This window comes from Rhizobium sp. WYCCWR 11128 (assembly GCF_013416305.1).
In the GTDB taxonomy this organism is placed as follows: Bacteria; Pseudomonadota; Alphaproteobacteria; order Rhizobiales; family Rhizobiaceae; genus Rhizobium; species Rhizobium indicum.
Window position 1 is genome coordinate 543,717 of the sequence record NZ_JACCEZ010000002.1, and the last position, 24,705, is coordinate 568,421.

Below are 24,705 nucleotides of genomic sequence, written 5' to 3' on the forward strand. Positions count from 1 at the left end.
CGATAGGACGCGCTTAGGCCTTCTGCCGCCTTCAACCCGCGCTCGATTTTGGGATCATGCGTTTAGTTAAGCACCCGCAGCAGCCCCGGGGAGTCCAGCGAGAAGGCGGGGATGTCGACATCGAACATCTCGCCGTCGTCCGTTTCCATCTGGTAATGGCCGAACATCAGCCCTGAGGGTGTGTCGAGCGGGCAGCCGGAGGAATATTCGTAGGTGTCGCCGGGGCTGAGCCGCGGCTGCTCGCCGACGACGCCGGGGCCGGTCACCTCGTCCACCTGGCCGTTCTGGTCGGTGATGTTCCAGTAACGGTTGACCAGCCGAACGGCTATGCCGGAATTGTTGCTGATGACAATCCGGTAACCCCAGACATAGCGGTCGTCTTCCGGATCGGATTGCTCCTCCAGATAGAACGGCTCGACGACTACTTCGATCTCTCTTGTGAGGGCGCGATACATGCCTTGCACCTTAGTCAAGATATGTTACCCGTATCTTATAAGAGGCCCTGTCCGTCAAGAAACGGAACAATTATCATCGCTGAAATGGCTGTGATCCGAGGGGTTTTCGATCGTTAAGCCTAATTGTCAGTGTTAATTCCGTTTCGGAACGCCGCGGCGAGCGAACTTGTTCCCCCCGGTCTCACCTTGGTGAGATCCGGCCTCACCCAGTGAGGTCCGGCACGGCCTCACCTTGGTGAGATCCGGCCGAACCCGGGTGGGGTCCGGCCGTCATGACTGTCGATCAGGCCGAGACCTTGGCAAGCGCCTTCGCGAAATCCTCGATCAGGTCGTCGGTATCCTCGATGCCGGCCGAAAGGCGGACCGTACCCGGAGAAATGCCGAGTTCGGCGCGTGCCTCTTCGGTCAGGTTCTTGTGCGTCGTCGTTGCCGGATGGGTGATCAGGCTCTTGCTGTCGCCGAGATTGTTGGAGATCTTGATGATCTCGAGCGCGTTCTGCAGCGCGAAGGCCGCATCCTTGCCGCCCTTCAGCTCGAAGGCGACCAGCGTCGAGCCGCCGGTCATCTGCTTGGCGATGATATCGGCCTGCGGATGGTCCTTGCGGCCGGGATAGATGACCTTGGCGACCTTGCCTTGCTCGGCCAGGAAATCGGCGATCTTCGCCGCATTCTCGGTCTGCTGGCGCACACGCAGCGGCAGCGTCTCGATGCCCTTCAGCAGCGTCCAGGCATTGAACGGCGACATGGCCGGGCCGGTATGGCGGAAATAGTCGTGCAGGTTCTCGTCGATCCATTCCTTGTCGGAAAGGACGACGCCGCCGAGGCAGCGGCCCTGTCCGTCAATATGCTTGGTGGCGGAATAGACGACGATATGGGCGCCGAGCTCCAAGGGCTTCTGGAAGAGCGGTGTCGCGAAAACGTTGTCGACGACGACCTTGGCGCCGATCTGGTTGGCGAGCTTGGCAACGCCTGCGATATCGATCACTTCGAGCGTCGGATTGGTCGGGCTTTCCAGGAAGAACACCTTGGTCTTCGGCGTGATCGCCTTTTCCCAGTTCGCCAGATCCCGGCCGTCGATCAGCGTGCAGTCAATGCCGTATTTCGGCGCCAGCGTCTCGACGACCCAGCGGCAGGAGCCGAACAGGGCACGCGCGGCGACGATATGATCGCCGGCCTTTAGCTGGCAGAGGATCGCCGCGGTGACGGCGGCCATGCCGGAAGCGGTGGCGCGGGCGTCTTCGGCGCCTTCCAGCATGCACATGCGCTTTTCGAACATGTCGTTGGTCGGGCTGCCGTAGCGGGCGTAGATGAAGCCCTCCGTCTCGCCCTTGAAGCGGGCTTCGGCCGCCTCCGACGTCTCGTAGACGAAGCCTTGGGTGAGATAGATTGCCTCGGACGTCTCGCCATATTGCGAACGCAGCGTGCCACCGTGGACGAGTTGGGTTGCCGGGCGCCAGGTCTTGCTCATGCCATCACCTTCACATAACAAAAAAACCGGTCGCAAAAGCAGACCGGTTTCAACCCGGTCTTTTTAGCCACTTATTTAACGTGGCTGCAAGCCGACCGGCCAAATCACCACGGGATAATTCTGCAATACTGCTGTTAGCTGCTTGCGTCAATTCCCCGAGTTTGGTTTTGTCGGCGCAAATGATGGATGAGGCATGATGGCTCGCGAAACGGGAATTCTGGCGGATCGCGCGATCTCCGCGCTGTTCGAAACGGGGCGTCTGATCTCCGAGCGGGAGCTGGACCGCGACCAGATCCAGCCGGCAAGCCTCGACCTGCGCTTGGGCGGCAAGGCTTTTCGCGTGCGCGCCAGCTTCATGCCCGGCCCCTCGCATCTGGTATCCGACAAGCTCGACCGGCTGAGCCTGCATGTGATCGACCTCTCCGAAGGCGCGGTGCTTGAAACCGGCTGCGTCTATATCGTGCCGTTGATGGAGAGCTTAGCGCTGCCGGCCGAGATGTCGGCATCGGCCAACCCGAAGAGCTCGACCGGGCGCCTCGATATCTTCACCCGCGTCATCACCGATTACGCCCAGGAATTCGACAAGATTCCATCAGGCTATTCCGGCCCGCTCTATCTCGAAATCAGCCCGCGCACCTTCCCGATCGTCGTGCGCCGCGGCTCACGCCTGTCGCAGATCCGTTTCCGCGTCGGCCAGGCCCTGCTCGGCGAGCCGGAACTTTTGAAGCTGCATGAAAGCGAGACGCTGGTTGCCAGCAAGCTGCCCAATGTTTCCGGCGGCGGCATTGCCCTGTCGATCGACCTCGCCGGAGACAAGGACGGCCTGATCGGCTATCGCGGCAAACATCACACTGCCGTCGTCGACGTCGACAAGAAGGCCGAGCACGACCTCTTCGATTTCTGGGAACCGCTCCACAGCCGCGGCCGTAACGAGCTGATCCTCGATCCCGATGAGTTCTATATCCTCGTCTCGCGCGAGGCCGTGCATGTGCCGCCGGATTACGCAGCCGAGATGACCCCCTTCGATCCGCTGGTCGGCGAATTCCGCGTCCATTATGCCGGCTTCTTCGATCCGGGCTTCGGCCATGCGCCTGCCGGCGGACGCGGCAGCCGCGCGGTGCTCGAAGTGCGCAGCCACGAAGTGCCCTTCATCCTCGAAGACGGCCAGATCGTCGGCCGCCTCGTCTACGAACATATGCAGGAAAAGCCCGCCAGCCTCTACGGCTCCGGCCTCGGCTCCAACTACCAGGCCCAGGGCCTGAAACTCTCGAAACACTTCCGCATCTGAAGCGTTGCACCCGGCGCGACTTGACAGCGGCCCCCATCTGTTGGAAATCTCGCATCATCGCGGGTGTAGCTCAATGGTAGAGCAGCAGCTTCCCAAGCTGAATACGAGGGTTCGATTCCCTTCACCCGCTCCAGCTGCCCCGGCCGTCCGTTCGCCGCCTTTTGAAGGCGCTTCGCAATCTTTTATGAAAAGGGTTGCGCGCAGGCATCGGCTCCTACAAGGATACAGATGGCGCCTCGGCCGCGCGCAACCCCTAGCTTCGCCTTTATTTGGTCTTACTGACGCTCGTCTCAATCCTCCCCAATTGAGACCTCACGTAGTCGCCGTGGCGAAGCTTTGCGAATTCGTCGGTGGCTTGTGCCGGTGCGCTCTTGAAAACGTACCATTCACCGTCCGGTTCGCGTTTCTGATAAATCAGGCCACCCTTCTTGCGGTGGCTGAAGCAGGTGATCGCCGTCGCCGTTCCGGTCTTGGCGTGCCAGTCGGCGTTGAAGCAGAGTTTACCCGACTCCGTGATGAACCAGCGGCCCGTGCCGAAGGACGGCGAGCCATTTTCCCGCGACCAGGCGGTAAAGCGACGCGCCTTTGCGGAGAAGTAGCCGGCGCCGGCTTTCCACATCCAGGAATTCTGGTTGTAGAGCCGATAGATTTCCGCGCTGCTCATCGGCTTTGCGGTCTCGATCCCCGCAGGCTCATTGGTTCCGGCAGCGGACGCGGCCGTGGCGATACCGCTGGTCAGGGCCACGGCCAGGAACATTTTTTGAAGCATGGACATGTTCAGGTTCCTTGTTGTTCAATTGATGCTTTCGCGGACGACCCGCCAGTCGGGGCGGCCATAGCCGTCCGGCCACGGATAGACTTCACGGTCGTTGAAGTAGATAACGGCGCTGAGGGCCGGGAACTGGGGATAGCGTTTCGTTACGCTCTCAGCCCAGTTTCGCACGAAGGAATCGCCGCCTTCGTAGCCGAGTTCGGCAACCATGATGGGCTTGCCGTAACCAGCGACACGGGCGTATCCGGGCGCAAGGTGCTCGGCAAACGTCTGGTCACGGCCAGTCTTGTCCCTGTCGTATTGCTCCAGGCCAAAGACCGAGAGCCCCATAAGATCGACGACATCGTTGCCGGGATAAAAGGCTTGAAGCCCCTCATTGCCCTTCGGTGACCACATGTATTTGGCCGTCTTCAGGTGGACCTTGCAGACCTCCACCATCCGGCGATAGGCCTTGGCATAATCGTCGCCCTGCCAATGCGACCAGGAGAACTGGCTGTCGGTTTCGTCCATTTCCTGTCCCCAGCGAATGATGACCGGACTTTTCAGCTTGGCAGCAGTCGAGCAGACGGCGGCCATGTTCGCATCGCGCGAACCGTTGAGGATGCTGTGCAGCAGTTCCTGCGAGGTTTGGCGCGAACCGGTCGACCAGGTCCAGGGCTCGACCGAGATCAGCAGGGTGCGGCCACGCGCTTGCGCATAATCGTCGGCGAGGACGAGCGTGCGCAGATCGACATCTTCCCAGGGCAGGAAGAGGTGTTCGATCTTCGAATCGGGCGAGGCGCCTAAATCTCCGTGCGGATCATAGGCGCCGAACGTGATCGACTCCTTCGTGACGACCGGCATTTTGGTCGGCGGCGCAATGGACGATGTCGTCATTGCAAGCGGCTGCCCTTCGGCAGAACTGCCCAGAGCGGTCGGCAGGACCGCGACTCCCGACAGCAACAGGCCGGTTAACGACAACAGGGCTATTTTGGATGGGCTATGCATTGTGTATTTCCTCCACGCTCGGCCGCACATCCGGGTGAGCGGCATCCGTTCTCAGTTGGATCTCCTCCGGATCGGAAATCCATCGTGGTTTGAAGAAGATCGTGCGCAGGGCGGTCCCGCCCCGGCCTGCACCGGAGGCGGCGTAGCGCTCTTCGAACAGCTGAAGGCGGCCGCTGCCCCAGGCGAGTGCCTCGGTCGCATCCTTTCCGCGCATGATGGTTGCAGCCCCCGGCAACGCGACAAGCGCAAGAAGCACGGTCGCCATCGCCGGACGGTAGAAACGCGGGGCCGCCGCAACCGCATTTTCCTTCGAATGGCGCCCGACGATGACCAACAGCAGCGCGCAGTAGATTGCGGCGTTCAGGATGGTAAAGAAGTAACCACCCTTGGAGGCGCCGGCATCGGCGATTACCAGGGCGGGCAATACCGCCATGAGCGCCAGCACAGCGTAGGGCGCCAGGACACGCACCGGCAGCAGATCGACTTCGGACCGGCCTTTCGGCGTGACGCGGAAATCGACGAAGGAGCCTGTTACAAAATCGTGCACCGCAGCCAGCGTACCGGCGAGCGCCCAGGGCCAGCGGGCGAAGAGAAAGAGCATGCATTCCCAGCTCAGGATCTTGGCGTCGTAGGGGCGGAACGAGCTGCTGGCGCGCCAGCGATAAGCCATCACCACGAGAGCGATAGAAAGCGGTGCGAAATGCGCCAGGAAATCGGGATAGGTCACCGTCACGAAATTCTGGCCGCGCACGAGCGCGATGATCGGCAACGCAAACATGAGCAACATAAAGAACGCAAAAAGCGGATACCAGAGTTGCGAAAAGAGGAACTGGAACTTGAGCCGGGCCGGCAGCCGGCCGACGAGGCTCGGGGAGTACCGCAACAGCACCATGACCAGGCTGCGCGACCACTGGAATTCCTGCGTCACGAGATCGCTGAAGGTTCTGGGGCCGTCACCATGGGCGATGGCATCCAGCGCATGCACACCCCGCCAGCCGCCGGCATTCATCATCAATGTCGTCGAATGGTCTTCAGCCAACTCCGGACCGAGGCCGCCGATCTGTTTGAGGGCGACGGTACGTACCGCGTAATGCGACCCTATGCACATCGGCGCCAGGCCGCCATTGTAACCGGCTTGGAGCGAGCCATGCATGCTGGCCTCGGCATAGAGCCTTCCACGTGCCGACCAGCTTTCGGAAGCGTTCTTGTCGCAAATGCTGGGGGCGGAGACATAGCCGACCTTTGGATCGGCGAACGGACGCAGCATATGGAAGAGATAGTCGGGCGCGGGAACATGATCCGCATCGAGTTGCGCCACGAAATCGTAGCGGCTGTAGCCGTAGTGGTCGTAGAAGAAGGCGAGGTTGCCTTCCTTGCACCGCGTGCGTCGGGGCCACGACGTCCGATGATAATCGGATCGCCCCTTGCGGGTCGAGACGAGGACCCCGTGCCCGGAGCACCAGTCGAGAGTCTCGGGGGAAGGGTCTTCGTCGGCAAGCCAGGTGTCGTGTTCCACCTCCTGGGCAAGCATTGCCAGCAGGGTCTCACTGACGACCGAGAAGGGTTCGGCCGGCGCCTTGGTCACGACCATGGCCACTCGACTGCCCGCCGGCAGGCGCAAGGGACCGTTCGGTCTTGCCGCCCGATAGAAGACGACGATGAAATAGGCTGGCAGAGCGGTAACCCAGGCAAGAACGAGGCTCACCGTAATTGTGCCGAAAGCATCGACGTGATGGCGCGGCTCCAGCCACCAGATCCAGAAATAGGCGAAGGCGCAGGACCATACGGCCGCCGAGAACAGATATTCGGCCCGTCGATGTCCGGTCAGAACCGGGACAAGAAGTGGCTCGTGGGAGGGTTCCGGAGCATGCATCGCTCGGGTAATCGCAAGTTCGGTCACGCGCGCGCCTCCAGTCCGAAGAACGGAGCCGCCGTCCGCACGATGGTTTCGAGGTCGGAATATCGAGGCTGGAAGCAGAGCGTCTCGCGGGCCAGGCTGGCGTCGGCGTAGAGGCTGGGCGGATCGCCCGGCCGGCGTGGATGGATGACGACCGGGACTTCACACCCGGTCGTTTCCTGAATCACGCGCAGCACTTCCCTGATGGAAAAACCCCGACCGGTGCCGAGGTTGACAGCGAGGTTTGCTCCGCCTTTGGCGAGATGGGTGAAGGCCTGAACATGGGCGCGCGCGAGATCTGCGACGTGAATATAGTCCCTTATGCAGGTGCCGTCAGGGGTATCGTAATCATCGCCGAATATCTCCAGGTGCGGAATCCGGCCGGCCGCGGCCAGCAGCGCCCGCGGAATGAGATGGGTTTCCGGAACGTGCCATTCGCCAAGCTCGCCGTCCGGATCGGCTCCACAGGCATTGAAGTAGCGCAGGGCAACATACCGCAGGCCGTAGGCCGCCGCATAGTCGGCGAGCATATGCTCGAAGATCAGCTTGGTCTTGCCGTAGGGATTGATCGGAGCCTTCGGCAACGTCTCATCGATCGGCAGCACGGAGGGGACGCCGTAGACGGCACAACTCGATGAGAAGATGACGTTTTGAAGCCCCGTCTGCCGGCAGGCATCGATAAGCGACAATGCACCGCAGACATTGTTATTGTAATATTTCGCTGGGTTTTCCACGGACTCGCCGACGTAGGCCGAGGCGGCAAAGTGGATGACGGCATCGGGAGCATATTTCTCGATGACCTCGATCAGGCATGACGTGTCGAGGACGTCACCTTCGACGAAAGGGCCCCAGCGCACGGACGAACGGTTTCCGGTCGTGAGATTGTCGTAGACGACAGGCTCAATCCCCTCCGAGCGGAGGAGCTTGGCGGTGTGGCTGCCGATATAGCCGGCACCGCCCGTGACAAGGACCCGGGGCGCAGCCATCAGACCGCCTCCAGTTCGCGTGCCGGACGGGTGAGAACGCCATCGAAATAGTCGATCGTCTGACGCAAGCCGCTCGACAAGTCGATCTTCGGCCGCCAGTCGAGTTCCTGCATGGCAAGCGAAATATCGGGGCGACGCTGACGGGGATCGTCAACCGGCAGAGCGCGATGGATGATTTGCGACCGGGAGCCGGTCAATCCGATCACCTGCTCGGCCAGCTCCCGGATCGTGAATTCGCCAGGATTGCCGAGATTGACCGGCCCCGTCAGCGACGACGGTGAGGCCATCATGCGGACCATGCCGCCGATGAGATCATCGACGAAACAGAACGAGCGGGTCTGGGAACCGTCGCCATATATCGTGATGTCTTGCCCCGTCAGGGCCTGAACGATGAAATTCGAGACGACGCGGCCGTCGTCCGGACGCATCCGCGGGCCGTAGGTGTTGAAGATGCGGATGATCTTGATCTCGACGCCGTGCGTGTTGTGGAAGTCGAAGAACAGCGTCTCGGCGCACCGCTTGCCCTCGTCGTAGCAGGAGCGTGGCCCGAACGAATTGACGTTGCCCCAGTAGCTTTCGACCTGCGGGTGGACGTTCGGGTCGCCGTAGACTTCGGAGGTGGATGCCTGAAGGATACGTGCGCCGGTGCGCGCGGCCAGCTCCAGAAGGTTGAGGGAGCCCAGCACGCAGGTCTTAGTCGTATGGATCGGATCGGCCTGATAATGCGGGGGCGATGCCGGGCAGGCGAGGTTGTAGATCTCGTCGACTTCCAGATCGAGCGGGTGGACGATATCGTGGGCGATGACATTGAAGCGATCGACTCGCTTCAGATGGGTGATATTGCGCCGCATGCCGGTGGAAAAATTGTCGAGGCAGATCACCTGGTGTCCGGAGGCCAAAAGCGTCTCGCAGAGATGGGATCCGAGGAAACCTGCACCGCCGGTGACAAGAACTCTCTTGGGAGCGTGGTGTATTCCGGATGGACAATTTGCATCACGAGCCGAAGATTTTACAGAGCGCGCACGAATCCTGCCAAGATAGTTCACGACTACCTCCCGTGTTTTCAGAGTTTGCTATGGGATATTCGATATTTACTTCGACATATCGCGAAACCAAGTCGTTCGATCATGCGAATATTTTATTCGTCCGGTTTTTCTTTTGGAATGAACCGATGCTTATTTAGATACAGCTAAGAAAGGCAATTGTCGTTATCCTCGCGTCCTGGAAATTATCGCTCCGTACATTTCAGAGCGAAAAGGAATATGATAAACAACTTATGCAGGAGAATCTTCGGGCACTTCCGCTTTTTCAGACGGAGTTCTGCGGAGATTTCAGCCGCAAAAACAATTGCTTTTCTCAATTTCCATGGCTCGGGTCGGGTTATGCGCTGGAGGAATTGGATGGCTACAGGGTCTGAATCCGACGATGATCCTGCCGCGGAACAGGAACGGCCGGCGCATATGGAGCGGCGGCGCTGGCCGCGTGAACCGGCTATGCGCAAGGAACGCCCACCCCATGCCTCCCCTGCACTCGAGCCGCTGCGATTCTCGACGCAGGACCTGCCACCGGCAGAACAATTCCAGGCCTGGCGGGCACATATGGCGCCGCTCGTGGATGTTCATCTGCCGGAGGGAAAATCACCCGAAGACGGATTCCTCGCGGAGCAGACCGGCTGGCAGCTCGGCGATATCCTCATCGTCCAGCAGCGCGCGCATGCCCACAGATATATCCGCGATCAGGCCATGCTTCGATCGAGCCCCATCGACCATTGGAACGTCGGCCTGCAGCGCAGCGGCCAGGCCTGGACCGAGGTCAACCGTCGTGTCACCGAGACCGGTGCCGGCGAGATATTTTTCATGTCTCTCGGCAGCCCCTATCGCGGACGGACGACCGATACCGAAGCTTTGCTCGTGTTCCTGCCGTATGAGATGCTGGCTCGCGATGCGAGCCTTCTCCAGAGCGCCGGCAACACGGTTCTTTCGGGCAGCCACGCCGAGTTGCTCACGGGCTATCTGACGGGCCTCGAAACGAACCTCGGCAATCTGACGATAGAGGAAGTGCCCCGGATCATCCAAACCATTGGCGATATGGTCGTTGCGGGCGCCGCATCGTCCACAAGGACTGATACCGGTCAAAACCAGGCCAATATGGGACTGATGGAGCGGGCGCACCGCTACATTCACGTCAATCTCCATTCGGAAAACCTGACACCGGACGTGATGTGCCGCGCGTTGGGGATTTCGCGTACGCGGCTTTACCAACTGTTTGAGGCGAGCGGAGGCGTGCTCAATTATATTCGCAAGCGGCGATTGCTGCAGGCCTATGCGGATCTCAGCAATTCGGCCGACCACAGGCCGATTTCAGAAATCGCAGAAGCCGCCGGTTTCGAGGTCGCCGCCAATTTTACGCGCGCCTTCATCCACGAATTCGGGCTGAGCCCGCGTGAAATCCGAAGGACGATGGCAACCCAACAGCGGCCGGCTCCGGCCATCCACTCCACGCGGCGTTCCGGAAAAACGATCGGTGATTGGCTGGCCCTGACGGGTTGATCCGGCTCGGGCTGAAATCCAGACTCGAAGTCCGTTAAGCGGCGATCGCCGAAGACACTGCGGATTTGATCCAGACCCATGGCCTCTAAACCGCCTGTTGCGGTCTATGATGCCTGCTTCGCTCCTTTTCATATCTGACCAGGAAAGGCTCTAATCCCCGAAAAACCGGATCGGCTTGTATTGCCGATGCGCGATGATCAGGCTCCGGTCGGGCTGGATGATGTAGGTTTCCTCGACCTGCCGGCCGTACTGGTCGATGAAATCATGCGGAAAGGCGGAGCCGGGGGGTGATTTGGTGAGCTTGGTGCGCGGTTGGCCGCTATAGGTAATGCTGCCGGGGATGGGTTCGAGGCCCGGTCCGCTATAGCTGACGGTGTTGCATCCCGCCAGAACGAGCGTGCCGACGAGGCCGATGATTGCAGCTTTCATGTCCATCCCTCCCAATGCCTGAATAATATCACTCTACGCCTCACCGGATAGAGTTCACGACACGAATGCCCATGCCGCGCTTCAATCCTTCGGGAAGCGTCGCCGGGGGCGCCGTGATCGAGCGGCCGGCGGGACGCGACATCCACCTGTTGATATTAGGGTGAAAATCCGGATCCTCCAGATGCGCCGACCCATCCATTGCCGAAACCGATGCCGTCTGCTAGATCGGCCTCGTCGAAAAAGGCAGGATCGGTTGAGGTAAGCCCGATCCCTTCCGCTGGAGCGTTAAGCGCTGTGGCGAAGCTCTGCTCCGTGCCACGGCACGAGAACCCGCGACGTGATCCGCATGAAGATGCGGGATCCCGGCGGCGTGCGGAGACGGCAAAAAGGCAGTCCCGGGATTTTTTCGAACGGAGACTGTCATGCGCTTGAACCATCTCGATTTCCACGTTCCCGATATCGCTGCCACGGCGGATTTCTTGATCCGCCATTTCGGCCTGAGGCTTAAGGATATGCGCGGCCAGAACGGCCTCGCGATCCTGGAAGACGATGCCGGCCTCGAAATCGTCCTCAGCCACGCAATCGCAAAATTCGGCACCGCCGATCAAGTGGAGATCGGGCGCCAGACCTATCACATCGGCTTCATTCTGCCCGAAAGGGCGGACGTCGATGCGGTCCATGCCGGGCTTGTGGCTGCCGGTGCGGATCTGTCTGGCCCGCCGGTCGCCATGCGCGGCGGCTGGCTATTCTATTGCACGGCGCCCGGAAACATCCTCGTCGAGATCGGCTGGCGGCCGGGTTAGGTCCTCAAATAGCAAGGGCGGCCGCAGCCGCCCTTGCCAATGCCTGTCTTGACCGGCTCAGAATTCCGTCCAGTCGGGATCCTGGCTCGGCGATGTGCTGCTGCCGGCGCCGAAGGCGTTGGCGATTTTCTGGCCGAGCGCGCGGGCCGGCGAGGCGGCCGGGCGGGCAGTGCCTTCGCGGGCGACGCGGACCGGAGCTGCCCTGGCGGCCGGGCGCGTGGGCGCGCGTGGTGCCGTGGCGATTGACGCGCTGGCGGTGAAGCCGCCGGTGCCGGTCAGCCTGAATTGGCCGAGCAGGTTGTTGAGTGCTGCCGCTTCCGTTGCCAGGTTGTGGCTGGCGGCAGTGGATTCTTCGACCATCGCCGCATTCTGCTGCGTGCCCTGATCCATGGTGTTGACGGCGGTGTTGATCTCCTGCAGTCCGATCGACTGTTCGCGGGAGGCTTCGGCGATCGCGTGGACGTGCTGGTTGATCTCCTGCACTTCGTGGACGATTGCGTCGAGCGCCTTGCCGGTTTCGCCGACCAGCGAGACGCCGGTCTGCACATGCGAGCCGGAGGTGCTGATCAGCGCCTTGATCTCCTTGGCCGCCTTCGCCGAGCGCTGGGCGAGCTCGCGCACTTCCTGAGCGACGACTGCAAAGCCCTTGCCGGCGTCGCCGGCACGGGCCGCTTCGACGCCTGCGTTTAGAGCCAAAAGGTTGGTCTGGAAGGCGATGTCGTCGATGACGCCGATGATGTTGGAGATTTCGCCCGAGGACTTCTCGATCTGCTGCATGGCGGAGACGGCCTTGCGGACGACCTCGCCTGACTTTTCGGCACCGAGGCGGGTGCGGGCGACGAGCTGGCTCGCCTCCTCGGCCCGCTTGGCGGCGTCGCGCACCGTCGTGGTGATCTCCTCCAGCGCTGCTGCCGTCTCTTCGACGGAGGCCGATTGCTGTTCCGTTCGCTGGGAAAGCTGGTCCGCGGAGGAACGAATCTCGTTGGCGCCGGCGCCGATCGCCCGGGCATTGGCGCCGACCGTATGCAGGGTCTCGTTGAGCTTCTCGACCGAGTTGTTGAAATCCTCACGCAGCGCATCGAGATGCGCGACGAAGGGCTCGGCGATATGCGAGGCGAGATCGCCGGCGGCAAGGCGGCGCAGGCCGTCGCCGAGCGCGGTGACGGCGCGGTCGAGTTCAGATGCTTCGCGGGCCTTCTGCGCCTCGCGGTCGCGGCGCTCGCTGTCGCTGACGTCGCGGTCTGTTTCGGCGCGCGCTTCGATCCGGGCGCGCTCGATCGCATTGTCGCGGAAGACCGAAACGGCCTTTGCCATCTGGCCGACTTCGTCGCCGCGGTCGAGGCCGCTGACATCGCTTGTCGTATCGCCCTCGGCAAGCCGCGTCATGCGCTGGCGCAGCTGCATCATCGGGCCGGCGATGCCTATCTGGGCCACGACCACGCTGAAGCCGACGGCAGCGAGAACGGCGATGCCGATCAGAACGAGACAGAAGACGATCCGTTCGTTGACGGAAGCCGAGAGCGCGTCGCCGCCATCGTTGAGCATCGCCATCATCGCATCATTGTTGGCGATCATCTTCGGCGTCAGTGCATCGAGCTTGGCATTGATCAGGGCAACATTCGCCTGGGCGCCGGCGTCGTCCTTGGCTTTGCTCTGTTCGATGATCTTGTTCGCCAGCGTTTCGATCTCATCGATGCCCGCCTGAATTTCATCGATCGCCGGCTTGCGGCTGGGCACCAGTGCCAGCGCCTGCTTCATGCGGTCACGCGCCTGTGGCAGCTTGCTCGGTGTGGCGAGCGCCTTCTGGAATTCGGGCGTATCGGGTTTCATGTCGGCAAGCAGGCTTACCTGCAGCACCGAGGCCACCGCCGATGCGCTGGCACGCGCGCTCAGCATCGAGGCCTGCGCCTCATGATCGATGAAGGCGCTGTAGGCGGCGTCCGCACGGCGGAACTCGGATATGACATAGATCAGCCCGGACATGGTGATCAGCCCCAGGAGCGCCACGACGGATATGATTTTTGTGCGGATTTTCAGATGTTTCAGCATAGAAATGTCACCCGATTGACGGGGCGTGCTCGCGCGCCCGGTGCTTTTGAAATCAATTGTTGCAGAAAAACGCTGCTTCAATATCGCGGTTTAGGGATTACGTTTGGGCTGACGCTTGCATCATGCGATCGGCTGGCGGGGTCCGATGTCGTCGCAACAAATAAAGGCGATATTCTTTAATTCCGCGCTAACACGAGGCGGTGGTTGGCTGTGATTTTTAGGGACTGAATTGTCGTCTCGAGTCTTGCGCCAGGGCTGTCCGGTTGGCGCCGATGGCTGCCCCTCACCCTAACCCTCTCCCCGTAAACGGGGCGAGGGGACGCGCCCCGCGAGAGGCTGGCGAGAAACGGAGAGGTCGCGGCTATCCCCCTTCGCCCCGTTTACGGGGAGAGGTGGCGGCAGCCGGATGAGGGGCTGGCGTCGGCGATCTCCCTGGGCCGAGGATGTCGTATGAAGGCTATTCCTCTGCGCGGCGCCGCTCCCCTCACTCCCACCCATATTCCCCACCACGCATGACTCTGATACATCTCGCCGACGCCGCACGCTTCGCGCTTAACCCAGAGACAACGATCACGATGATGCAATCCAAGCCGGCATCCCTGACTCTGAAGGGTTTTTTCACGCTCGGCCTGTTTCTCGGCGCGTTTTTTTCAAGTTTTGCCGCATCGGCTCAGCAGGCGGCGCCCTCGCTGCCGCTGCTCTTCGATGCGCGCGAGCGTCTTGCGAGGCCCGATCTCTCTTCGCTGGTGCGCTTGCGCTTCCTGACGTCGGTCGATTTCCCACCGTTCAATTTCACCGATCAGAACGGCAAGCTTTCCGGTTTTAATGTCGACCTCGCCCGCGAAATCTGCGGCGAGTTGGAAATATCGGATAAGTGCCAGATCCAGGCGATCCCCTTCGCCGACCTCAGGGATGCGCTCGCCGCCTCGCAGGGGGATGCCGTCATCGCCGGTTTTGCCGTGACCCCGGAGCTGCGCCGGCAATTCCTCTTCTCCAGGCCCTATCTGATGCTGCCGGCGCGCTTCGTGCGCAATCTTGCCGTGCCGCTCGACGGAAAGACCGCTGCCGCGCTTTCCAGCCATCCGGTCGGTGTGGTCAGGGGGACGGTGCACGAGGCGATGCTGGCCGCCTTTTTTCCCACGCTCAAGGCCGAGCCATTCGACACGAAGGACGCCCTGCTTGCGGCGCTCAAGGACCGCAAGGTCGATGCCGCCTTTGCCGATGCGCTGCAGCTTTCCTTCTGGGTCTCTTCGCCGGCCTCAGCCAAATGCTGCGCGCTGTTCGACGGCCCCTATCTCTCCGAGCATTTCCTCGGCGAGGGCATGACGATCATGCTGCGGCAGAAGGACAGCGTGTTGACATCCGCCATCGACCACGCGCTCGCCACGCTGTCGCGCAACGGCCGCCTCCAGGAAATCTATCTACGGTATTTCCCCTACGGCCTTTATTGAATTATGCAGCAATCCAAAGCTGATGCATTCAGCCCTTGCGGAAGCGGGCAATGGCGCTGCGCTCGATCGCCGCGCAGGTGAGCTTATCCAGGCCGAGCCGGTCACGCAGCAGGCTGAGCAGCCGCAACTCCTCCGCCTTGACCGAGAGATCGGCAGATGCCACCTCGACGGCCAGTGCATAGGCCGTGTCGTAGAGCTTTGCGGGCAAGGTATCGCGCACGGTTTCGAGGACGACGTCGAGGCCTTCCGGTCCGGCCAGCAGCGAGGCGCAGTCGCGCGCCACCGCAATCAGCTTGTCGTCGTCGAAATCCCGGAAAACCGGCAGGAATCCGATCAATTGGCCGATCCTTGTCATCTCCCTGTCGTTCATCGTGCTGTCGACGGCGGATGCCATCACCATCACGTAGATCAGCGCGTCATGGGCGGAAAGCGGCTTGTTCATCTCTGATTCCTTTTTCGGTCAGCCCAGATTAGGAATTGGCGACCGCCATTACAAGGGATCGGCCCGATCCGGGGCTGTCCGACGCTGTCGTGGCTGCCGGTTTAATTGCGGCGTGGATCATCGCCGTAGAGGCCTTTTCCTGCCTGCCTGGCCTTTTCGGCGGCAGCCATAAGCGGCGAACCCACTGCTGCTTCCGCCCAGCCGTTTTCGGCGAGCCATAAGCCGAGATCCTCTGTGCCGAGCCGGCAGGCAGTCGTTACTGTTTCCTTCCATTCCACCGTCTCGAGATCGCAGCTGACGCTGCGGTTGCGCAACAGCAGGCGCAGCGCCGTCTTCGCCATCATGCCGCAGGGCCATTGCCGGCCCGTCGGCCCGCATATCCTGTCGGTGGGCGTCGGCACGATGCCGGCAAGCAGAAGCCGGCGCTCGCCAAAGGAAAGAATGCCGGCATTATCGACCATCGGCCTCGCCAGCTCCACCGCCTCTTTCGCAGTGGGACTTGGCGTTTCCCCGGCCGGCGTCTCCGCTTGTTGCGGTGCATCGGCCGGTTTGGGTGTCCCGCCATCGCTTGGCGCCTGAGAGGGCGGAGCCGTCGGCTCCACTGAGCGAGCAATCATTTCGGCACGGTCGTCCGACATCGTCGCACGTTCGCCGGCTTTGGGAGCAGCATCCGCGGCTGCCGTCGCCCTCTCCTCTGCGGACGCCGTCTCTTCCCCGGCCGTGCCGCCGCCAAGCCTTGCTTCGCCTGCTAGCAGCAGGCCGGCCACCACCGCCATCCCCGTGATACCTGTGATGAAGGCGGCAGGGCGCATGGAATATCTTCCTATTGGCTGGCCCAGATGATCCGGGCGATCCAGGCGATGTCGGAAAGCTCGAGGGTGCGGTTGGGATGTTCGGGATTGAGCGACATCAGCTCGATCGACCGCGGGCTCTGGCGCAGCAGCACCTTGGCCATCACCTCGCCCTCGTTTGTGCGCACGACGACGCGGTCGTTGCGGCGCACCTGCGCCCCCGGCTCGACGATCAGCACGTCGCCGTCGCGGTAGAGCGGCATCATGCTCTCGCCCTGCACCTCCAGCGCATAGACGCCGGCCTTCTGCGAAGGAGCGGCCGGAAATTCCACCACGTCCCAGCCCTGGCCGGCCGGAAAGCCGCCATCGTCGAAGAAACCGCCGGCGCCCGCCTGGGCGAAGCCAAGCAGCGGAATGGGGCGGCCTTGCGGCTGAAACGCGTTTTCCTGCTGCCTGGCCTGCTGCTCGGAGGGACCGGTGTCCGCCCGCATGAAGGCCAGAAACTGCTCCATGCTCGCACCCGTGGCGTCGAGCACCTTGGCGATCGATTCCGTCGAGGGCCAGCGCAGCCGCCCGTCGGCGGAGAGCCGTTTCGATTTGTTGAAGGAGGTCGGGTCGAGGCCGGCGCGCCGCGCAAGACCGGACGGCGTCAGTTCGTGCCGTTCGGCAAGCCTGTCGAGCGCTTCCCAGATCTGGTTGTGTGACAGCATGCGCGCGATTCCGTGCGGCGGATCAAGCGCCGCGCTTCAACCAAGCGGAATATTAACCGACCGCGCTGGCGGAGTAAAGATAAAGGAGGAATAAAATCCTGTCGCCGGGCAGTCGGCTGCGCTCAGGCGACCATCGCCATGTTGATCTTGCCGAGCTGGATGACGGCCTGCGTCCGGCTGTCGACATCGAGTTTCAACAGGATCGCCGAGACATGCGCCTTGATCGTCGCCTCGGAGACGCCGAGTTCGTAGGCGATCTGCTTGTTCAGTAGCCCTTCGCCGAGCATGGTCAGCACCCGGCTCTGCTGCGGCGTCAGCGTATGCAGGCGGTGGATCAGGTCGGCGACATCGGGATCCTGCTCCTGCCCGTCGCGATAGCTTTCCGGCGTGGCGATGTCGCCGGCAAGCACCGTCTGGATGCTGCGGCGAATATCCTCGATACCGGAGGACTTCGAAATGAAGCCGGAAGCGCCGAGTTCCAGCGCCCGGCGGATGGTCGTCGCATCGTCGGTTGCCGAGACGATGACGATCGGCAGGCTGGCGAATTCGGAGCGCAGAGCCATCAGGCCGGAAAAGCCGCTGACGCCGGGCATGGCGAGATCGAGCAGCATCAGGTCGGCATCCGCATGGGCGCCGGCTGCCCGGCGCGCGGCGGCGAAATCGCCGGCCTCGACGATCGACTGCCGGCCTTCCATGCCGATCACCGCCTGGCGCAGCGCGTCACGGAAAAGCGGATGATCGTCCGCAATGATGATGGTCTGTTCCTGCATCGAAAACTCCCTCCCAAGAGCCCGATCATGCCGGCTTGTGCCTCCGCCCCTCCGCGTTGCACGCTGGCTTGCTCATATCGACTATATCAGATCAGGTCTTCTGCGGAAGGGGATTGGTGTTTTCCTCGGCCTGGAACTCCTTCACCATCCCCATGAAACTCTTCATCATCCGCTCCATGATGCTGATCGAACGGTCGACCTCGGCATCGCTCGGCAGCGCGCGCTGGGCGACATTGCCCTGTTCGAGCGCGGTCACCCGCTTTGCCAGCCGGTCGAGTTCATCCTCATAGGCCGCCCGCTCGTCGGCCGCCATCCGGCAGACGAGGGCGCCGTCCTTATCCTGGCAGATCGACATCGCGCCGGTCTGCCGGTCGAGCCGGACGAAATGGTCGCCGCTCTTCTCCAGCTGGAAGCGGCCGGCATCGGGTTCGACGGCGGCGGCGGCCAACGGCATCAGAAAAATGCCAAACGTCAGAATCAAAACCTTCATCGTCTCATCCTCCGGATTTTGCTTGTGGCGGTCCCGTTTTTCGGCGCCGGGGCGTGGACATCGCCGCCTCTTTCCGGCAAAGCCCTCGTGACCAAGGAACAGCCTATCGTGAGGCCATGATGACCCTGACACCGACCCTTTACAAGATCGTGACGGAAACGCTCTGGCAGCAAGCCAGACAAACCGGCACTTTTCATGGCGCAGGCATCGATCTCAAGGATGGCTTCATCCATTTGTCGACGGCGGACCAGGTAAAGCAGACCGCCGCGCTGCATTTGGCCGGCCAGTCCGGCCTGCTGCTGATTGCCGTGGATGGCGGCGGCTTCGGTGACAAGCTGGTCTTCGAGCCCTCGCGCGGCGGCGATCTCTTCCCACACCTCTACGCCGATCTGCCGCTTGCGGCCGTGCTCTGGGAGGCGCCGTTACCGCTCGACGAAGCCGGCGCCCATATCTTTCCGGAGCTCGCGCCATGATCGATCCCTTCAAGCGTCTCGCCCGCAAGGGTCTCTTCCTGTTCGATCCGGAAACGGCGCATGGCATGTCGATCGCCGCGCTGAAATCCGGCTTCGTGCCCGCCTGCCAGCTGACACCCGATCCGCGCCTGCGCCAGACCGTTGCCGGCCTTACCTTCGAAAGTCCGCTCGGCATGGCCGCCGGCTACGACAAGAATGCCGAGGTGCCGGAGGCGCTGTTGAAGCTCGGCTTCGGCTTTACCGAGATCGGCACGGTGACGCCGAAACCGCAATCCGGCAATCCGCGGCCGCGCATCTTCCGGCTGGTGGAGGATGAAGGCGTCATCAACCGCCTCGGCTTCAACAATGAAGGCCATGATGCCGCTTTCGGGCGCCTTGCCGCGCTGAGGGGCGGCGGCATGATCGGCGTCAATATCGGCGCCAACAAGGATAGCGAGGACCGCATCGCCGATTACGTCGCCGGCATCCGCCGCTTTTATTCCGTCGCGCGCTATTTCACCGCCAACATCTCCTCGCCGAACACGCCTGGCCTGCGCGACCTGCAGGGGCGCGAAAGCCTTGCAGTGCTGCTGTCATCAGTGCTTGCTGCGCGCGACGAGATGGCGGCGGCGTCCGGCCGGAAGATCCCGGTCTTTCTGAAGATCGCGCCCGATCTGACCGAGGAAGGCATGGACGATATCGCAGCCGAGGCGCTTTCGCATGCGCTCGACGGGCTGATCGTCTCCAACACCACGCTGTCGCGCGACGGCCTTAAGGATCAGCGCCAGGCGAAGGAGGCGGGTGGCCTTTCCGGCGTGCCGCTGTTCGAAAAATCGACGGCGGTACTCGCCAGGATGCGCAAACGCGTCGGCCCTGATCTGCCGATCATCGGCGTCGGCGGCGTCTCCTCGGCCGAAACCGCGCTGGAGAAGATCCGGGCGGGTGCCGATCTCGTCCAGCTCTATTCCTGCATGGTCTATGAGGGCCCTGGTCTGGCCGGCGATATCGTCCGCGGCCTGTCGAAACTCCTGGACCGCGAAAAGGCCGCCTCGATCCGCGACTTGCGCGACACCCGGCTGGATTATTGGGCGGCGCGGAAGGTCTGATCGGCCCGCGACCGCACCAGCATCGCCAGGAAGAAGCCCCGGAAGAGCAGGAAGGCGTTCATCGCCAGCCACAGGCCGTGATTGCCGAAGAGCGGCACGAAGACCGCGAGCATCAGGAGATAGCCGGCAAAAGATATCAGCATGCGGTTGCGCATGTCGGCCGACCATGTGGCGCCGATGAAGACCCCGTCCATCAGGAAGGCGAGCGCGCCGGTCAGTCCGGTGATCGCTGCCCAGGGCAGATAGGTTTCCGCCGCCTGCCGCACCTCGGGTGAGGTCGTCAGCACCGAGATCAGCCAGGGGCCGGCGAGGAAGAAGAAGGCGGAGCCGAGCGCCGCCAGCCCGAAGGACCAGAAGGTCGTGAGCTTCAGCCCGCGGTCAAAGGCCGGCCGGTAGCGCGCGCCGATTGCCCGGCCGATGATCTGTTCGGCAGCATTGGCAAGCCCGTCGAGGTAATAGCCGGACAGCAGGAAGAAATTCATCACCACGGCATTGGCGGCAAGCGTCACCGCACCGAAGCTGGTGCCGATCCGCGTCATGATGGTGAAGGCGCCGATCAGCACGAAAGTCCGGATCAAGATATCGCGGTTGAGCGCGAAAAGCTCGGCCAGCCGGTGGCGGGAGAAGACCTCGGACCATGCCGGCCGGGCTGCCTTACCGAAGCCGCGCAGCACGATGAAAAGCCCGGCGAGCGCACCGACGGTTTCGCCGGCCATTGTTCCCCAGGCGACCCCCGCCACGCCCCAATCGAGCGTCAGGCCGAGATAAATGGAAAGCAGGATGTTGATACCGTTGATGATCGCCTGCAGCAGCAGTCCGATCTTGCCCTGTCCGCGCCCGAGCACGAAGCCGAGGATGGCATAATTTGCCAGCGCCGCGGGTGCTGCCAGCATGCGGATGGAAAAATAGGTGCTGGTCGCCTCGGCGATCGCGCCTTCCGCCCCCATCAGCCTCAACCCCGCCGCCATCAGCAGCGGCGAAAGACAGAGCAGCGCCAGTCCGCAGCCGAGTGCCGAAATCATCGCCCGGGAAAAGACCGCCTGCTGCTCGTGCTGGTCGTGACGGCCATAGGCCTGCGCCGTCAGCCCGGTCGTCGAGGCGCGCAGGAAGTTGAAGCTGCCGAGAATCAGGTCGAAGAGCATGGCGCCGATCGCCAGCCCGGCCAGCGCTTCCGCATTGCCCATGCGGCCGACGACGGCGGTGTTCGTCAGCCCGAGCAGCGGCGTCGTCATGAAGCCGAGCGTCATCGGAAGGGCGATCGACAGCACCATCAGGTGCGTCACGTCGAATGCGAGCGCGTTGTGATTGCTGCGTGTATCCATGCCGGCCTCGTCGCGACGGCACTACGCGTCGTTTCAGACGCGCAACCGACGCTGCATCACTTGAACTGCTGCCGGCGGAATCACCTCAGCTGGAAAGCACCATGGCCCAATAGGGCAGGTTCCTGGAAGATGTATTATGGGCGACGGCAACGCCAAGGCCGCCATAACGTCCGAGCATGTTTTCCAGGTGATGCGGTGAGTTGATCCAGGCCGTCACCACGGCATCGACGCTCTGCTGGCCGGAGGCGATGTTTTCGGCCGCCGGCAGCCGCACGCCGCTCGCCTTGACGCGCGCGCCGAAACTGTCGGTCATACCCATGAGATGGGCCATTTTGCCCGCACTCGCCATGCGTTTTGCCTGGAACAAGGCGGCAGTACTCGCCGCCGGATCGACGGCAAGCGGCGGCAGGCCGTTCTTCGCCCGCAATTGGTTGACGAGCGGTAGCACGCTCGCCGTCTCGTCCTCGCCGTCCGACGGCGTGCCGGCCATCCGCGGGGTCGTGGTGCAGCCGGCGATGCCGGCGGCGAGCGCAAGTCCGGAAAGGCGCAGCAGGCCGCGCCTGGAAAGATCGATGGATGTCATGTTACCGGCGGTAGCTGAAAAGACGAAGGATGATGAAGAGCGGGATGACGATCGTCGCGCCGAGGATCAGATAGTCGCCGACGCGCCCGAGGGCCGAGAAGCCGCGGTACCAGATCTCCAGAATGAAATCGCGTATGCCGTAGATGATGCCCCACGGCGTCAGGCCGAAGACGGTCATGACGAAACCGACGATCAGCGACACCACGATAAGCTTTATCAATGTGCGGCCGATTGAATCGCCGAGGAACCTGTTCGCCTGATCGGACATAAGCCATCTCCTGTTTGCCCTTGGAATAAGGTCGCGGCGCGGCGCCCGCAAGCCCTTTCCGGAATTGGCCGCTTCGCCTCTGAAATAGGACTTGAGTTTTTTTGTGGCCGCCGCCAAATGCGCGCGAACCGATAAGGCCCATTGATGCTACCCCACCAGCTTTCCTCTGGCGATGTCATCGCCGACCGCCGCGCCGATTATGCCAGGATGCTCGAAGAAGGCGGCGAGCCGGAAGCGGCCGCCGAGCTGATGGAACAGGCCCTCGAGCTCGTGCCTGCCTGGGCCGCCGGCTGGTATCGCCTCGCCACCTATTGCGAAAAGGCGGGCAGGGGCGAGGCCGCGATCGAGGCCTATCGCAGGACGCTTGCCCTCGATCCCGATGATATTTTCGGTGCAACCCTCAAGCTCGCCCTTCTCGGCGGCGCGGCCATGCCCGACCAACCGCCGAGCCGCTATGTCGAGCGCCTCTTCGACGACTATGCCGACCGTTTCGAATCAGCCCTTGTCGAAAAGCTCGACTACAGCGTCCCACAGAAGCTCGCAGCGCTCGTCGCCTCCACCGGCAGGCGCTACGAACTGGCCGTCGATCTCGGCTGCGGCACCGGCCTGCTCGGCCCTGAAATCCGCGGCCGTGTCGGCCGCCTCGAAGGCTTCGATCTCTCCCAGAACATGCTGGCAAAGGCCGCCGAGAAACATGTCTATGACAGTCTCGCCCAGGCCGATCTCTCGCTCGCGCCCGATCTCTCCGGCCTCTTTGCAGATGCGGCGCGCCATCGCGCCGATCTGGTGACGGCAGCCGATGTGCTGATGTATCTCGGCAATCTCGAAAGCGTCTTTGCCATCGTCGGAGAACTCGCTGCACCATGCGCCGATATCGCCTTCTCCGTCGAGGATGCGGGGGAGGGCGAGGGCTTCCATCTCGCTCCCTCGCTGCGTTACGCCCATTCGGAATCCTATGTCAGGATGCTTCTTGCCCGTCACGGCTTCCAAATCCTCAAGATCGTCAAATCGGTCATTCGCAAAGATGGCGGAAAACCGGTGTCCGGCATTCTGTTCCTTGCGCAGAAGCCTGCGTGAGCGAACATTTCTTGCGATGTTTTAATAGGTCAGCATTGCTTACCTATTTCACTTGATCGGAACACCGAAAAACCCGATACTGCACCGCATCGGCAGAGAGCCCGGCAATATTACGCCGAGGCGCTCGGGCTCCTTTCATGATCCAAAATTCCGTCGCGCCCGGCCTTTCCAGGCGCGTTCTTGAACTCGTCTGCCGTGGAGACTGGCGACATGACACAGCTCATCAATGCCCTTGGCTTTTGGAATACGACTGCGACGCGCCACACCCCGGTCGAAGACGTGCAGGGCATATTCTCCGGCAGCCTCGTTGCCGCACTCGGCCTCTATGTGCTCGCCAGCGCCGGCCTTCTAACCGGCAGCACCGCCGGCGTCGCTTTCCTCCTGCATTATGCCTTCGGCGTCAATTTCGGCCTTGCCTTCTTCCTGCTCAACCTGCCGTTCTTCTATCTCTCCTGGAAGCGCCTCGGCATGGCCTTCACCATCAAGACCTTCATCGCCATCGGCCTGACCTCGGTGATTGCCGATGTGCAGTCGCGCTTCCTGTCCATTTCGAGCATTCATCCGGCCTGGGCGGCCCTTCTCGGCGGCCTGCTGCTCGGCTTCGGCCTGCTGGCGCTCTATCGCCACCGCGCCAGCCTCGGCGGCGTCGGCATTCTCGGCATCTACCTGCAGGAGCGTTTCGGCATCCGTGCCGGCCTCGTCCAGCTTGCCATCGACATGTGCGTGCTCGCCGCCGCCTTCTTCGTCACCACGCCGCCCGTCGTCTTTTATTCGGTTCTCGGCGCCGTCGTCCTCAACCTCTTCGTCGCCATCAATCACCGCGCTGATCGCTACATCGCGCTGTAAGGCGACATCCGAAGCCTCGTCTCCCCGTTTTTTTGGCGGTCCGCCTGCGTCCTCTCATCAAAGTCGCCGCGTGGATTTGGCCCCTCATCCGCCTGCCGGCACCTTCTCCCCGCTTGCGGGGCGAAGGGGACATGCCGCAACGTCTCCGTTCCCCATGACGTCTCGTATGGCACGTCCCCTCTCCCCGTTCTTTACGGGGAGAGGGTTAGGGTGAGGGGCCACTCCACGGCACGCCATCGCTAATCGCCTGCCGCCGGAAAGAACCGCAAATCCGAAGCTTCCACGCGTTCGACCAGCCGCCCGTCGCAGATTGCAAGGATCGTCTCAAGCACGGATGGCGGAGCTCTCAGCACGTCCACGTTCCAGAAACGAACCACCGACCAGCCATTGCCGGTCATGAAGGCATCCCGAATGCCGTCCCGTCGGCTTTCCGCATGTTGGCTACCGTCGATCTCGATGACAAGCCGCAGTTCACGGCAGGCGAAGTCTGCAAAATAGGGACCGATCGGCAATTGCCGGACGAACTTGTTTCCGTTGAGCCGCCGGTCGCGCAGCTCTTTCCACAATTTGTCCTCTGCGTCGTTATCCGATTGGCGCAGGGATCGTGCTCGGGCAGTGGTTTTTGGCTTGGAGCCTCTCATTGAAGTCGTTCCGTGTGCTTTGCCCCTCACCCTAACCCTCTTCCCGTTTTACGGGGAGAGGGGACGTGCCCTA

26 protein-coding genes, 1 tRNA gene and 1 riboswitch are annotated in these 24,705 nt (G+C 62.2%); of the genes, 9 read left to right on the top strand and 18 right to left on the bottom strand.

Features of this window, described 5'->3' with window-relative positions; translation table 11 throughout:
* Positions 1–62: 62 nt before the first annotated feature.
* Complete coding sequence (gene apaG, locus HX898_RS10335; protein WP_003545191.1) at positions 63–455, bottom strand: Co2+/Mg2+ efflux protein ApaG; 393 nt, start codon at positions 453–455, stop codon at positions 63–65.
* Between the two features lie 283 nt (positions 456–738).
* The gene (locus HX898_RS10340; RefSeq protein WP_171599759.1) at positions 739–1,923 is read right to left on the bottom strand and encodes an O-succinylhomoserine sulfhydrylase; all 1,185 of its coding nucleotides are present in this window, start codon (positions 1,921–1,923) and stop codon (positions 739–741) included.
* A 42-nt stretch (positions 1,924–1,965) separates the two neighbouring features.
* Positions 1,966–2,044, bottom strand: a riboswitch (SAM riboswitch).
* Between the two features lie 72 nt (positions 2,045–2,116).
* On the opposite strand from HX898_RS10340, the gene HX898_RS10345 reads away from it, so the two are divergent.
* Together HX898_RS10345 and HX898_RS10350 are read left to right on the top strand one after the other, a co-directional pair.
* Positions 2,117–3,211 carry a 2'-deoxycytidine 5'-triphosphate deaminase gene (locus tag HX898_RS10345; RefSeq protein WP_012755918.1) on the top strand — a complete coding sequence of 365 codons (1,095 nt, stop codon included), beginning with the start codon at positions 2,117–2,119 and terminating at the stop codon, positions 3,209–3,211.
* Positions 3,212–3,270: 59 nt separating this feature from the next.
* A tRNA-Gly gene (locus tag HX898_RS10350) sits at positions 3,271–3,344 on the top strand.
* A gap of 132 nt (positions 3,345–3,476) precedes the next feature.
* Here HX898_RS10350 and HX898_RS10355 read toward each other — a convergent pair.
* Genes HX898_RS10355 through HX898_RS10375 form a run of 5 tightly spaced genes read right to left on the bottom strand, consistent with a single transcriptional unit; the run spans position 3,477 to position 8,899 of the window.
* A complete protein-coding gene (locus HX898_RS10355) occupies positions 3,477–3,986 on the bottom strand; it encodes a DUF995 domain-containing protein (RefSeq protein ID WP_130763191.1) in 510 nt (169 codons plus the stop codon).
* A gap of 18 nt (positions 3,987–4,004) precedes the next feature.
* A complete protein-coding gene (locus HX898_RS10360; RefSeq protein WP_180194770.1) occupies positions 4,005–4,943 on the bottom strand; it encodes a glycoside hydrolase family 26 protein in 939 nt (312 codons plus the stop codon).
* A 19-nt stretch (positions 4,944–4,962) separates the two neighbouring features.
* A complete protein-coding gene (locus HX898_RS10365; protein ID WP_180194606.1) occupies positions 4,963–6,870 on the bottom strand; it encodes a glycosyltransferase family 2 protein in 1,908 nt (635 codons plus the stop codon).
* On the bottom strand, positions 6,867–7,853 hold the full coding sequence (gene galE, locus HX898_RS10370) for a UDP-glucose 4-epimerase GalE (protein WP_131661678.1): 987 nt from the start codon (positions 7,851–7,853) through the stop codon (positions 6,867–6,869). The genes HX898_RS10365 and galE overlap by 4 nt, the downstream gene beginning before the upstream one ends.
* Entirely contained in the window at positions 7,853–8,899 is a 1,047-nt protein-coding gene (locus tag HX898_RS10375; protein ID WP_138388186.1) for a UDP-glucuronic acid decarboxylase family protein, read from the bottom strand. Before HX898_RS10375 ends, galE begins: the two co-directional genes overlap by 1 nt.
* A 354-nt stretch (positions 8,900–9,253) precedes the next feature.
* Here HX898_RS10375 and HX898_RS10380 point away from each other — a divergent pair, with 354 nt between their 5' ends.
* Positions 9,254–10,402, top strand: a complete 1,149-nt coding sequence (locus HX898_RS10380; RefSeq protein WP_171599968.1) for an AraC family transcriptional regulator — start codon at positions 9,254–9,256, stop codon at positions 10,400–10,402.
* Positions 10,403–10,552: 150 nt separating this feature from the next.
* Here the strand turns inward: HX898_RS10380 and HX898_RS10385 are convergent, their stop codons facing one another.
* On the bottom strand, positions 10,553–10,831 hold the full coding sequence (locus tag HX898_RS10385; protein WP_003545212.1) for a hypothetical protein: 279 nt from the start codon (positions 10,829–10,831) through the stop codon (positions 10,553–10,555).
* A gap of 422 nt (positions 10,832–11,253) precedes the next feature.
* Here HX898_RS10385 and HX898_RS10390 point away from each other — a divergent pair, with 422 nt between their 5' ends.
* Complete coding sequence (locus tag HX898_RS10390) at positions 11,254–11,634, top strand: VOC family protein (protein WP_171599756.1); 381 nt, start codon at positions 11,254–11,256, stop codon at positions 11,632–11,634.
* Positions 11,635–11,691: 57 nt separating this feature from the next.
* On the opposite strand, the gene HX898_RS10395 is transcribed toward HX898_RS10390, so the two are convergent.
* Entirely contained in the window at positions 11,692–13,683 is a 1,992-nt protein-coding gene (locus tag HX898_RS10395; protein WP_180194607.1) for a methyl-accepting chemotaxis protein, read from the bottom strand.
* 575 nt (positions 13,684–14,258) lie between these two features.
* Here HX898_RS10395 and HX898_RS10400 point away from each other — a divergent pair.
* The gene (locus tag HX898_RS10400) at positions 14,259–15,134 is read left to right on the top strand and encodes a transporter substrate-binding domain-containing protein (RefSeq protein WP_171599754.1); all 876 of its coding nucleotides are present in this window, start codon (positions 14,259–14,261) and stop codon (positions 15,132–15,134) included.
* 28 nt (positions 15,135–15,162) lie between these two features.
* Here HX898_RS10400 and HX898_RS10405 read toward each other — a convergent pair whose 3' ends face one another.
* From HX898_RS10405 to HX898_RS10425, 5 genes are all read right to left on the bottom strand, one after another.
* The gene (locus HX898_RS10405) at positions 15,163–15,576 is read right to left on the bottom strand and encodes a tellurite resistance TerB family protein (protein ID WP_003545221.1); all 414 of its coding nucleotides are present in this window, start codon (positions 15,574–15,576) and stop codon (positions 15,163–15,165) included.
* A gap of 101 nt (positions 15,577–15,677) precedes the next feature.
* A complete protein-coding gene (locus tag HX898_RS10410) occupies positions 15,678–16,388 on the bottom strand; it encodes a thermonuclease family protein (protein WP_180194608.1) in 711 nt (236 codons plus the stop codon).
* Positions 16,389–16,399: 11 nt separating this feature from the next.
* A complete protein-coding gene (locus tag HX898_RS10415; protein ID WP_171599752.1) occupies positions 16,400–17,077 on the bottom strand; it encodes a helix-turn-helix transcriptional regulator in 678 nt (225 codons plus the stop codon).
* A 122-nt stretch (positions 17,078–17,199) separates the two neighbouring features.
* Positions 17,200–17,847 (bottom strand): response regulator transcription factor, encoded by a 648-nt coding sequence (locus tag HX898_RS10420; RefSeq protein ID WP_003545225.1) that lies wholly within the window; start codon positions 17,845–17,847, stop codon positions 17,200–17,202.
* A 91-nt stretch (positions 17,848–17,938) separates the two neighbouring features.
* A complete protein-coding gene (locus HX898_RS10425; RefSeq protein WP_171599751.1) occupies positions 17,939–18,337 on the bottom strand; it encodes a hypothetical protein in 399 nt (132 codons plus the stop codon).
* 119 nt (positions 18,338–18,456) lie between these two features.
* Here HX898_RS10425 and HX898_RS10430 point away from each other — a divergent pair, with 119 nt between their 5' ends.
* Both HX898_RS10430 and HX898_RS10435 read left to right on the top strand, forming a co-directional pair.
* Entirely contained in the window at positions 18,457–18,810 is a 354-nt protein-coding gene (locus HX898_RS10430) for a DUF952 domain-containing protein (protein WP_171599750.1), read from the top strand.
* On the top strand, positions 18,807–19,895 hold the full coding sequence (locus HX898_RS10435; protein WP_171599749.1) for a quinone-dependent dihydroorotate dehydrogenase: 1,089 nt from the start codon (positions 18,807–18,809) through the stop codon (positions 19,893–19,895). The genes HX898_RS10430 and HX898_RS10435 overlap by 4 nt, the downstream gene beginning before the upstream one ends.
* On the opposite strand, the gene HX898_RS10440 is transcribed toward HX898_RS10435, so the two are convergent.
* The 3 genes from HX898_RS10440 to HX898_RS10450 all read right to left on the bottom strand — a co-directional run bounded on the left by HX898_RS10440 (position 19,871) and on the right by HX898_RS10450 (position 22,068).
* Entirely contained in the window at positions 19,871–21,217 is a 1,347-nt protein-coding gene (locus tag HX898_RS10440; RefSeq protein WP_171599748.1) for an MATE family efflux transporter, read from the bottom strand. The genes HX898_RS10435 and HX898_RS10440 overlap by 25 nt on opposite strands.
* 85 nt (positions 21,218–21,302) lie before the next feature.
* Positions 21,303–21,800, bottom strand: a complete 498-nt coding sequence (locus tag HX898_RS10445) for a CAP domain-containing protein (protein ID WP_128400926.1) — start codon at positions 21,798–21,800, stop codon at positions 21,303–21,305.
* Position 21,801: 1 nt separating this feature from the next.
* Entirely contained in the window at positions 21,802–22,068 is a 267-nt protein-coding gene (locus tag HX898_RS10450; protein ID WP_026154422.1) for a DUF6460 domain-containing protein, read from the bottom strand.
* 144 nt (positions 22,069–22,212) lie between these two features.
* Here HX898_RS10450 and HX898_RS10455 point away from each other — a divergent pair, with 144 nt between their 5' ends.
* Positions 22,213–23,145 carry a tetratricopeptide repeat protein gene (locus HX898_RS10455; protein WP_171599967.1) on the top strand — a complete coding sequence of 311 codons (933 nt, stop codon included), beginning with the start codon at positions 22,213–22,215 and terminating at the stop codon, positions 23,143–23,145.
* A 210-nt stretch (positions 23,146–23,355) separates the two neighbouring features.
* The gene (locus tag HX898_RS10460) at positions 23,356–23,991 is read left to right on the top strand and encodes a YitT family protein (RefSeq protein ID WP_171599747.1); all 636 of its coding nucleotides are present in this window, start codon (positions 23,356–23,358) and stop codon (positions 23,989–23,991) included.
* Positions 23,992–24,230: 239 nt separating this feature from the next.
* On the opposite strand, the gene HX898_RS10465 is transcribed toward HX898_RS10460, so the two are convergent.
* The gene (locus HX898_RS10465; RefSeq protein ID WP_171599746.1) at positions 24,231–24,632 is read right to left on the bottom strand and encodes an endonuclease domain-containing protein; all 402 of its coding nucleotides are present in this window, start codon (positions 24,630–24,632) and stop codon (positions 24,231–24,233) included.
* Positions 24,633–24,705 lie beyond the last annotated feature (73 nt).

Excerpts from the sequence above, each read along its gene's own strand:
- HX898_RS10390 (WP_171599756.1), top strand. The coding sequence starts at position 11,254 with ATGCGCTTGAACCATCTCGATTTCCACGTTCCCGATATCGCTGCCACG.
- HX898_RS10420 (WP_003545225.1), bottom strand. The coding sequence starts at position 17,847 with ATGCAGGAACAGACCATCATCATTGCGGACGATCATCCGCTTTTCCGT.
- HX898_RS10440 (WP_171599748.1), bottom strand. The coding sequence starts at position 21,217 with ATGGATACACGCAGCAATCACAACGCGCTCGCATTCGACGTGACGCAC.
- HX898_RS10425 (WP_171599751.1), bottom strand. The coding sequence starts at position 18,337 with ATGAAGGTTTTGATTCTGACGTTTGGCATTTTTCTGATGCCGTTGGCC.
- HX898_RS10340 (WP_171599759.1), bottom strand. The coding sequence starts at position 1,923 with ATGAGCAAGACCTGGCGCCCGGCAACCCAACTCGTCCACGGTGGCACG.
- HX898_RS10345 (WP_012755918.1), top strand. The coding sequence starts at position 2,117 with ATGATGGCTCGCGAAACGGGAATTCTGGCGGATCGCGCGATCTCCGCG.
- HX898_RS10395 (WP_180194607.1), bottom strand. The coding sequence starts at position 13,683 with ATGCTGAAACATCTGAAAATCCGCACAAAAATCATATCCGTCGTGGCG.
- HX898_RS10465 (WP_171599746.1), bottom strand. The coding sequence starts at position 24,632 with ATGAGAGGCTCCAAGCCAAAAACCACTGCCCGAGCACGATCCCTGCGC.
- HX898_RS10410 (WP_180194608.1), bottom strand. The coding sequence starts at position 16,388 with ATGCGCCCTGCCGCCTTCATCACAGGTATCACGGGGATGGCGGTGGTG.
- HX898_RS10460 (WP_171599747.1), top strand. The coding sequence starts at position 23,356 with ATGACACAGCTCATCAATGCCCTTGGCTTTTGGAATACGACTGCGACG.
- galE (WP_131661678.1), bottom strand. The coding sequence starts at position 7,853 with ATGGCTGCGCCCCGGGTCCTTGTCACGGGCGGTGCCGGCTATATCGGC.
- HX898_RS10415 (WP_171599752.1), bottom strand. The coding sequence starts at position 17,077 with ATGCTGTCACACAACCAGATCTGGGAAGCGCTCGACAGGCTTGCCGAA.
- HX898_RS10385 (WP_003545212.1), bottom strand. The coding sequence starts at position 10,831 with ATGAAAGCTGCAATCATCGGCCTCGTCGGCACGCTCGTTCTGGCGGGA.
- HX898_RS10400 (WP_171599754.1), top strand. The coding sequence starts at position 14,259 with ATGATGCAATCCAAGCCGGCATCCCTGACTCTGAAGGGTTTTTTCACG.
- HX898_RS10430 (WP_171599750.1), top strand. The coding sequence starts at position 18,457 with ATGACCCTGACACCGACCCTTTACAAGATCGTGACGGAAACGCTCTGG.
- HX898_RS10355 (WP_130763191.1), bottom strand. The coding sequence starts at position 3,986 with ATGTCCATGCTTCAAAAAATGTTCCTGGCCGTGGCCCTGACCAGCGGT.
- HX898_RS10450 (WP_026154422.1), bottom strand. The coding sequence starts at position 22,068 with ATGTCCGATCAGGCGAACAGGTTCCTCGGCGATTCAATCGGCCGCACA.
- HX898_RS10380 (WP_171599968.1), top strand. The coding sequence starts at position 9,254 with ATGGCTACAGGGTCTGAATCCGACGATGATCCTGCCGCGGAACAGGAA.
- HX898_RS10405 (WP_003545221.1), bottom strand. The coding sequence starts at position 15,576 with ATGAACAAGCCGCTTTCCGCCCATGACGCGCTGATCTACGTGATGGTG.
- apaG (WP_003545191.1), bottom strand. The coding sequence starts at position 455 with ATGTATCGCGCCCTCACAAGAGAGATCGAAGTAGTCGTCGAGCCGTTC.
- HX898_RS10445 (WP_128400926.1), bottom strand. The coding sequence starts at position 21,800 with ATGACATCCATCGATCTTTCCAGGCGCGGCCTGCTGCGCCTTTCCGGA.
- HX898_RS10455 (WP_171599967.1), top strand. The coding sequence starts at position 22,213 with ATGCTACCCCACCAGCTTTCCTCTGGCGATGTCATCGCCGACCGCCGC.
- HX898_RS10435 (WP_171599749.1), top strand. The coding sequence starts at position 18,807 with ATGATCGATCCCTTCAAGCGTCTCGCCCGCAAGGGTCTCTTCCTGTTC.